The sequence below is a fragment of the Psychrobacter sp. CAL346-MNA-CIBAN-0220 genome, assembly GCF_040309805.1.
GTDB lineage: Bacteria > Pseudomonadota > Gammaproteobacteria > Pseudomonadales > Moraxellaceae > Psychrobacter.
Map to the genome: position 1 here is coordinate 1 of NZ_JBEOPF010000707.1, position 238 is coordinate 238.

At 38.2% G+C, this 238-nt stretch carries 1 protein-coding gene; it reads right to left on the bottom strand.

The features are described 5' to 3' along the window. A partial coding sequence (locus AAEY88_RS15405) for a hypothetical protein (RefSeq protein WP_350563792.1) occupies positions 1 to 238 on the bottom strand: 238 nt, incomplete at both ends.

Below are 238 nucleotides of genomic sequence, written 5' to 3' on the forward strand. Positions count from 1 at the left end.
TTCATTGACTCCGACGATTTGAAATTGATCTCCTATATTTGCATGTAAGGCAATTGCGACGTTAGCTAAGCCTCCTGTCAGCTGAAAACTATTTGATGGTGTTACCCTCTTTTTTTCTATGTATGCTTTATACGCTTTCCTTGTCAGAACAGGGTCTCCAACATAGCTAGATGATGTTTCATCTAATTTATAGCTTTTGAAATCTATCGTAGTCACTTTGCCAGATTCAGGTGGAAGA